Annotated in this window: 6 protein-coding genes and 2 pseudogenes; 2 read left to right on the forward strand and 6 right to left on the reverse strand. The window is 52.1% G+C overall.

The window, feature by feature from the left end; translation table 11 throughout:
• Positions 1-76: 76 nt before the first annotated feature.
• The 3 genes and pseudogenes from ACSZO1_RS20830 to ACSZO1_RS20840 all read right to left on the reverse strand — a co-directional run.
• Positions 77-364, reverse strand: a pseudogene (locus ACSZO1_RS20830) (porin); the annotation flags it as partial.
• A 63-nt stretch (positions 365-427) separates the two neighbouring features.
• A complete protein-coding gene (locus ACSZO1_RS20835; RefSeq protein ID WP_437616068.1) occupies positions 428-1,822 on the reverse strand; it encodes a M20 family metallopeptidase in 1,395 nt (464 codons plus the stop codon).
• 15 nt (positions 1,823-1,837) lie between these two features.
• A complete protein-coding gene (locus ACSZO1_RS20840; protein ID WP_437616070.1) occupies positions 1,838-3,085 on the reverse strand; it encodes an MFS transporter in 1,248 nt (415 codons plus the stop codon).
• A gap of 73 nt (positions 3,086-3,158) precedes the next feature.
• Between ACSZO1_RS20840 and ACSZO1_RS20845 the strand changes: the two genes are divergently transcribed.
• Together ACSZO1_RS20845 and ACSZO1_RS20850 are read left to right on the forward strand one after the other, a co-directional pair.
• Complete coding sequence (locus ACSZO1_RS20845) at positions 3,159-5,243, forward strand: helix-turn-helix domain-containing protein (RefSeq protein ID WP_437616072.1); 2,085 nt, start codon at positions 3,159-3,161, stop codon at positions 5,241-5,243.
• Between the two features lie 43 nt (positions 5,244-5,286).
• A complete protein-coding gene (locus tag ACSZO1_RS20850) occupies positions 5,287-6,198 on the forward strand; it encodes a nickel/cobalt transporter (protein ID WP_437616073.1) in 912 nt (303 codons plus the stop codon).
• A 3-nt stretch (positions 6,199-6,201) separates the two neighbouring features.
• Here ACSZO1_RS20850 and ACSZO1_RS20855 read toward each other — a convergent pair whose 3' ends face one another.
• The 3 genes and pseudogenes from ACSZO1_RS20855 to ACSZO1_RS20865 form a co-directional block, all read right to left on the reverse strand.
• Positions 6,202-6,492, reverse strand: coding sequence for a hypothetical protein (locus ACSZO1_RS20855; RefSeq protein ID WP_437616075.1), 291 nt, complete (start codon positions 6,490-6,492; stop codon positions 6,202-6,204).
• A gap of 4 nt (positions 6,493-6,496) precedes the next feature.
• A pseudogene (locus ACSZO1_RS20860) lies at positions 6,497-6,852 on the reverse strand (LysR substrate-binding domain-containing protein); the annotation flags it as partial.
• Between the two features lie 69 nt (positions 6,853-6,921).
• A complete protein-coding gene (locus tag ACSZO1_RS20865; protein ID WP_437616077.1) occupies positions 6,922-8,070 on the reverse strand; it encodes an MFS transporter in 1,149 nt (382 codons plus the stop codon).
• Positions 8,071-8,177: the final 107 nt, after the last annotated feature.

Below are 8,177 nucleotides of genomic sequence, written 5' to 3' on the forward strand. Positions count from 1 at the left end.
TTATCGGTAGTTAACCCTTCCTCCTACACTCTCCACAATCATGTCCGAGCGTTGCACTTATTATCTGAATTCGCGGGGTCTTATTTCCTGTTGGGCCATCGGATTCGGCATTATTCGCCTGAATATTGTATTCCCACTGACCAAATCCGGTCAGTTTGTCATTAATTCGGGTCTGGCCTTTAAAACCAAAGCGAATATAGGTGTTGTCGCCATCCACCGTGGTATCTTCACTGAAATAGTGGCGGGCACGGGCGCTGCCATATAAATCCAGTTTATTGCCATCTTTATTATAAATTTCGGCTGCCTGAGGAGCGGCGGACAGCACAACGGCCACCGCAAGCAGTGTCAATTTAAACGCTTTCATCGTATCGCCTCGTTATGGTGTTTTTAGAGTAAGCAGGGTGGCATTGCACCACCCTGTGGAAAATCAGCTGTTTAACGGTTTAGGTTGTGCATCCTGCGGCAGCAGCGAACGGTATGCTTCGCCTTCGCACTGCACAATATGTTCTTCTTTTGCCTGCGCAATAATGGATGGTGTGGTGAGCACCCGCACGGCGGAGGCTGCCATAATGCTGCCCGCCAGCAGCATGCCTTTATGGGCATAACTGGTTTTGCCCTGAGTCACCATCTGCCATGAGTGCGGCGGTGTACCCCACGCGCTGGTAGCGATATACACCTGACCCACGGGCACCAGCCAGCTGACATCGCCGACATCGGTGGAGCCGTTGAGGAAATCGGGTTCAGGGCGCAGCGGGGTAATATCTTCCGATAACACCCGGCCTTTTTTCGCCACTTTACGTTTTTCTTCCTCTGAGAAGGTTTCCTGAATCGCCTGCGCAAAGGCTTTCTCTTCCGCGGTAAACGTCACCGGGCCGATCTTCAGCAGTTCCTCATTCATCACGCTGGCGAGAGTGACATTTGGGATCAGGTCAGCGGACGCTGCATCGAACTCAATCGTTACCTCTGTCCCGGTCATCAGCGCCGCGCCACGCGCCACGTCATGCACCCGCTCAGTAATTTCACGCACTTCCTGCATTTTCGGTGAGCGGACTTTATACAGTACATGCGCTTCTGACTGCACCACGTTAGGCGCATTACCGCCCGCATTGGTGATGGCGTAATGCAGACGGGCTTCCGGGATAATGTGCTCGCGCAGGAAGTTCGCGCCGACATTCATCAGCTCGACGCCATCCAGCGCGCTGCGACCCAGATGCGGGCTAAAGGCGGCATGGGTGCTTTTGCCTTTAAACAGATACTTCACCTGGTTGGTCGCCAGCATGCGCGCGTTATAGGCCAGGTTTTCATCCCACGGATGCCAGGTGAAGGCGATATCGACGCCGTCGAACGCCCCGGCTCGCGCCATAAAGGCTTTACCGCCGCCGCCTTCCTCTGCCGGGCAGCCAAAGTATTTGATGGTGCCGGACAACCCCAGCTGTTCCATGCAGGCTTTAGTCGCCAGCGCTGCCGCCAGCGAGCCAGAGCCCAGCAGGTTATGGCCGCAGCCATGACCATTACCGGCAGGTATGACTGGCGAGAAGACGTCACAGTTGGCCTGCTGGCTCAATGATGGCAGCGCGTCATATTCACCGAGGAAGGCGATCACCGGCGTGCCGCTGCCAAAGGTGGCGACAAAGGCCGTGTCGATACCACCAATCTGACGGGTGACGTCAAAGCCACTCTCCTGCAGGGTCTGTGCCATTAACGCGGCTGATTGCGCCTCTTCGTAACGCACTTCGGCGAAGTCCCAGATCCTGTCGCTGACCGCGGTAATTCGCGCGCGCTCACGTTCAATGGTTTGCTGAATAATCGGTAAGTAGTTCATGTCGGTTCTCTTTTATCAGGACAGGTTCGATGTCGCTTCCGCGGGCAGCGAAGCCTGTTCATGGCGGATGGAAAGGGCAATCAGGCATGTGATCACCGCGCAGGCGATGATGGCCAGAAATGCCGTGGAATAGTTCTGGTTGGTCATTTTCAGCATGTAGCCAATCATCAGCGGCGACAGGAAAGAACCAATCTGGGCAAGGGAGTTGATAAAGCCCGTGGCGGTGCCTACCGAGGCTTTTGGATACTGTTTAATGATGGTGACGAAGACACTGATGCTGATCGCGTTGAGGAAAATATTCGAGATTGACAGCCAGGCAAACGCCACCGGCACCGATGAGGCGTTAAACATCAGCCAGATAAACAAGGCAGAGACGGCGGCACCGATGGCAATCAGGTATTTCTCACGCCCCTGGAAAAAGCGGTCAAGCAGCCAGCCGCAGGTGAGGAAGGAGATAAAGCCCAGTGTTGGCGGCAGCATCGACCATGCGCCCATCGACACCATACTCATGCCTTTCACCTTCACCCAGTAAGAGGGCAGCCAGGACTGCAATCCCCAGAAGACGATATTGGTGAAGAAATAGCAGGCAGTAATTTTCCAGGTAAGCGGGCGACGGACAATATTCAGCAGGCGCTGTTTCTCCGACACGTTATCCTGGCGTGGTTCCGTGGCCGCTGGCGCACTGCCGGGTGTGCCAGTGCGCAGTACCTGCCATAAGCAGACTGCCAGCACAATGCCGATGGCACCGAGCACAAAGAACATAATGCGCCAGTTAAAGTAAGCGATGAGTGTTGAGACCACCACCGAACCGACGGCAAAGCCGACAGATGCGCCCGACTGCAGGAAGGATTTCGCGCGTGCCATTTTGCTTTTTTCAAATTGCTGAGCGATCACCACTGAGCTGCCGGAAGGGAAAACCGCTTCGCCCATGCCGACGAAAAAGCGGGTGATGGCCAGTGAGAGTACGCTGGTTGCCATGCCGCTCATCGCGGTGGCCACGGACCACACGGCGACAGCGCCGGTAAGAATGCGTTTACTGCCCAGCCGATCCACCAGATAGCCGCCGACCAGTTGCGTCAGTGAGTAGGCAAGGAAGAAGCCGCTGATGATCATGCCGGTTTCATCACTGGCCAGGCCGAACTCTGCCGAGATCGGGATAATGGCAATATTGATCGCCGTTTTATCGATAAAACCGACGACCCAGCACAAGAACAGGATAAAGATGATGAGCTTATTTTTATTTTCTGCGGTAACCCGGTACATAGAACCCCCTCATAGAACATGAGCTGATGTGATGTTGTCCTTGCTACCCTTACAGAACTGATGGTAAATATCTATGTATGAACATACACAATGGCTGGGTTATTTTATGTATGATGTCACATATGATAATTTTCCGAATTCGCTGTCTCCCTCACTTTATGAAATAGCATTGCGCTATTTCCCGCTCGGAGATATTCGTATTGAACACTCTGAACTGTTGTATGATGAACTGATGCGTGGAGACCGTGATGGTTTTTCTGAACAGAATGAGTCCTATATTTTAATTAAAGATATCCAGCATGACTGCCTGATTATTGATATCGTCTGTCTGCATATTGAGTCGTTGCGTTTATCTATTACACTGAATGGCCGGCAGGCGGAAGAGGATGCCGTTGATTCCTGCTTAAATGAAATCAGGATCAGTTTATTAAAGGAGGCGATAAGATATCAGAATCAGATGTTCACCAAGGTGAGTGACAATGCCTGGCATCTTGCCTCGGGACTTTCCCATGAGATCGTGACACAGCATGTTATCGAGGGGGCACTGAAAACTATCGCGTACAGTGATGCGGCGATATTTCGTATTTATGATGAAACTAACGATATTCTGGTGCCGGTTGCCATGTCGGGTTTTAATGATAATTATTATGACTATGCAGTCAGCCCTAATGAATCCGCTTCCGGGAAAGTGTTTAAAAGCCAAAAAACCATAATATTGCATTCGCGTGAAGAAATATTGCATAGCTTTACAACGACATCACCAGTAAGAGATGAAATACTGAAAAGCAATCCTGTCGCGGCCTCTCTTCTTTGTGTCCCGGTATACGATCAGCAGGCGTGTTATGGCACGCTGACGATTCTTTCTTTTAGTCGTCAGTATGTATTTAACTCTCTGGCGCAGTCTCTGCTGGAAACCTTTTCCTCTCAGGTTGCGCTGGCATGGCGCAATGCCCGACTTTATGATGAAAGAACAGAAAGCCTGCGGGTAGTGGAACAGCTGCGTAATCAATTGCAGGCGCAGAATCTGTTGCTGGAATCCAGCGTCAATCTGTATAACGCCATGGTGTCATTGTCGATTAAATACAATCAGTTATCTGAATTTATCGCGACAATGTCGGTCATGCTGTCAGTCGACATTAATTATCTGGATGTGCTGGGTAACCAGCGTCTGAATGAGGATATGGCATTCCTCACATGGCGCAATCTTAGTCAGCTAAAGCACAATAAGGATGACTTTATTTCGCTGCCAGATGATCCACGGTATGGCGTTTTTCCGCTGGAAAGTGACGGCGGATTATTAGCGTTTTTTATGATCAAAAAAGATGTGCTGAATGAGAGCGTGCTGTCAATTATCGCCAGATTAAAAGAGTTTGTTATTATGGAGATTTACAAACGTGCCAGCAGTGTCACCGTGGAAAACAAAAAAACGCTGAGTCTGATTGACAGTATCCGTGCTGGCGGTCTGACACCGGAACTGGAAATGAATCTGGTGAGAAGAGGGTTATCACTGCATAAATATATTCTGTGTGTCCGGCTGGAACCCGCATGGATTGACGCGGAGGATATTCAGTATATTGCGGTGATTAATGCGCTGGGAAAAGATGTCTTTGGCAAAAATACATTGTATTATTTTGACGCTGGCTCTGTTACTGCATTGTCTTCTGACAGTTCAGAACAAAAGTTGCAGGCAATAGAGAACAGACTGTCAGCAGGTTATCAGCAGGTAACGGGATATAAGGCGGGGCTAAGTTCGATTCTGAAGTCTGCAGAGATCGTGACCGCAATAAAACAGTCCCGCATTGCACTTGAGGTATTAAAAGCACGTAACCGTAATGGCATGATGAATTTTAAACATGCGGGTATTGACCGCTTGCTGGTGAAACACAGTAGTCAGGAGCTGAAAGACTTTATTACTGATACCCTGGCGCCGGTTCTCGGCGAAAATGACAAATCCGGTTTTTTACTGACGACATTACGCTGCTATTTAAAAAATCGTCAGTCAGCGGTTAATACGGCAGAAGAACTGAATATCCATGTTAATACGCTCTACAAGAGAATTAAAAAATTCGAAAATCTGACGAATTTGAATCTCAGTAACTCAGATGACTTTCTTATGATAAGTCTGGTTTGTCATATGAGTCAGTTCTATCTAGACTGACGAGTCTGTTAGCGTGAAGCGGGTGAAATAAGGGAGAGCCGCGATGAGTCCTGCAAAAATCCGTTTCAGCCTGGTGGCGCTGGTGACCATTGTCTTACTGTCGTTGCTGTTCAGTCACTGGACGGCGTTTCTCGCCTGGTCGTTGCAGACGCAAATTACGCTGCACCGCTATCTGGTGACCCATCTGCTGCAAATCAACAGCGGACAGTACAGCGCCGGGTTGTGGCTTATTGGGGTGACCTTTGTGTACGGGATACTGCATGCGGCAGGGCCGGGACACGGCAAGTTTATTGTCACCACCTGGCTGACCACGCATCAGCCACCGCGCGGCGTGGCGCTGAGCGTGCCTTTTCTTGGCAGTCTGGTGCAGGGACTCAGCGCAATTGCTTTTGTCTTTATTCTGGCGATTGGCTTTAACCTTGCACTTGGCGAGCTGAGCCTGAGCCGCTGGTATCTGGAAAAAGCCAGTGCGTTGTTTATTGCCGCGCTGGGAGTGATGATGATGGTCAATGCCTGGCGTAGCCGCAAGACTGATGCGGCTCACCATCATGCTGGCTGCGGTTGCGGCCACGATCATGGTGCAGTTGTTGCGCCGCAGGAAGGCTGGAAAGCCTGGCTGGCAATTATTATTGCGACCGGTGTGCGCCCCTGTAGTGGTGCGCTGACGGTACTGCTGTTCGCCAGCGTCATTGGTATCACCCGCTGGGGCATCGTCGCGGTGATGACGATGGCTCTGGGTACGGGACTGGCGCTGGTGGGGCTGGCGCTGTTTGTCCGTCATTTCCGCCAGCGTGCGCAGCAGCTATGGCTGACAGATTCATCACTGACGGCCATGCGGACGCTGCGGCTGTTGCGTATTGCTGGTGGTGCGCTGTTGATTTTATTCGCCGTAGTGCTGTTCCTGACCGTGGTGCCGGTCAGTGCCAATGGTGATTATATTGCGGCAGGGTGCTAGTGGTTATGGTCCCAGCCTGAGCTTCTCAGCGCGCTTCGCCGTTTCATAGACATACTCCAGCATTGGCTCCAGATCGGCATCGGGGCCAGAGCTGATGATTTTGCCGCGCAGCCAGCTGATTTCACTGTTGATGTCAGGATGAAAAATCATGTCATCCTGTGCATTACGCAGCCATTTGAGCAGGAAATTGTTCTTTCCTCGCACGTTGCCGGGTTTGCGCGTTTTCACGTAGATTTTCAGCGCCACCAGAATGCAGTAATAGAAGTGGACGCGCTGACTGAAGCTATCGGACATCTCGTTACTCTTTCGTTGTCGGGACTCTATGGCTCTTCTGTAACATAAAATCGATAAAAGCTTTGACTCTTTTTGTCTTTCCGGCACTTTTCAGATAATAGAGATACACCGGGGATAGGTTTTCCACCACTGTGTCATCACCGGAATAACGTTCTCTCTGTCAGGCTGCAGGGCATGAATCGGCTCAAACAGGCGACCAATTCCCATGCCGTGACGAATGCCATCTGCCATCACCTCGATATCATTACTCATCAGCTGGAAGGGCATCTCTACGGTGAGCGGCTTACCTTCATCTTCCAGTATCAGGGGCAGGATGGTCACGCACAAACAGGCTATGGTGCCTGAGTTGCTGATGAATCGCGGTGGGTTAGCGTTTAGCGCGCAGTGATATGACGGTGTTGTCAGCTTAGCTGATGCGCCGCTGCTGCGTTAAATCAGCGAACTGTCCTGCTGGCTGGCGCGTTGTGCGGCTTGTTCCGGCGCCATCAGTTGCAGACCAATAAATACCATTCCCGCGGCACAGAGTATGGCGGCCAGTCCGTGGTAGCCCGTCAGCGAAATCATGGCACCACTGACAACCGGACCACTGATACTGCCTGCTGACCAGACCAGCCCGAGAATGGCATTCATCATAATCAGTTTCTGACCGGCGAGTAATTTCCCGGCGCGTACCAGCGAGAGAGTATACAGTGCGCCGGCAAAAGCACCGAGCAGCAGACTGGCCAGTACCAGCAACACCGGAGAGCTGAACAGGAAGGGAAGCAGCAGCATCATCAGACAAAAAATCACGCCGCTGGCAATATGGACACGTCTGATCCCCGCCCGATCCGCGAGATAGCCAAGCGGCACCTGCAACAGCGCATCCCCCGCGAGAATGACGGTCACCAGCATCATGGCATGCTGTTCACTCAGCCCCTGTGCCATACCATAGAGTGGAAACAGTGCCAGAACACTGGCATCAAAGAAGGCGAAGCAGAATACGCCGGATGCCAGCACGGGCAGAAAACCTGCCATACTGCGCCAGCGTATCGGCTGCGCCGTTTCAGACGCGAATGACACGCTGGTGGTGCGGATCAGCACGATAGTCGCTGCGGCAATCAGGCAGATTGCGCTTAGCGCAGCGAACTGATATTGCTCACCAGCGCTGATCAGTAACGGGCCTGCCAGCTGGCAACCGGTAAAGGTGGCGGTATACAGCCCGGTGAGTGTCGCACTGTGTTTCGCCGATGCGCGTCCGGTGATCCAGCTTTCGCCCAATACCACCAGGATACCAGCGCTGATACCGGTGAGCAGTCGGGGAATAATCAGCGCCCAAACGTTATGCAGCAAACAGGAGGAGAGGGTGGCGGCGGCAAGCAGCATCAGACTGACAGATGTCAGTGATTTCAGACGATAGCGGCGCGATAACCAGGGCGTGGCGAACGATGAACCCATCATTCCCACCGCCGGCAGCGCAGCCAGAATACCGATGGTCATGGTTCCCGTGCCCATACCCGCCTGTTCGAGACTAATCAGCGGCAGGGTGTAACCGGTGATCAGGCCCACCAGCGATGCCGCCATAATCATGGCAACGGTCATTACAGCGGAGTCAGAGACGGCAAAACGCAATTAGGGAAGGTGCGATTTAATCGGTGGGGTTCAGTGGAGTCCTTAGCTGTATTAGCCTTACCTTAGCTGAGCTGTAT

It is taken from the genome of Erwinia sp. V71, from assembly GCF_965644245.1.
Lineage (GTDB): Bacteria > Pseudomonadota > Gammaproteobacteria > Enterobacterales > Enterobacteriaceae > Erwinia.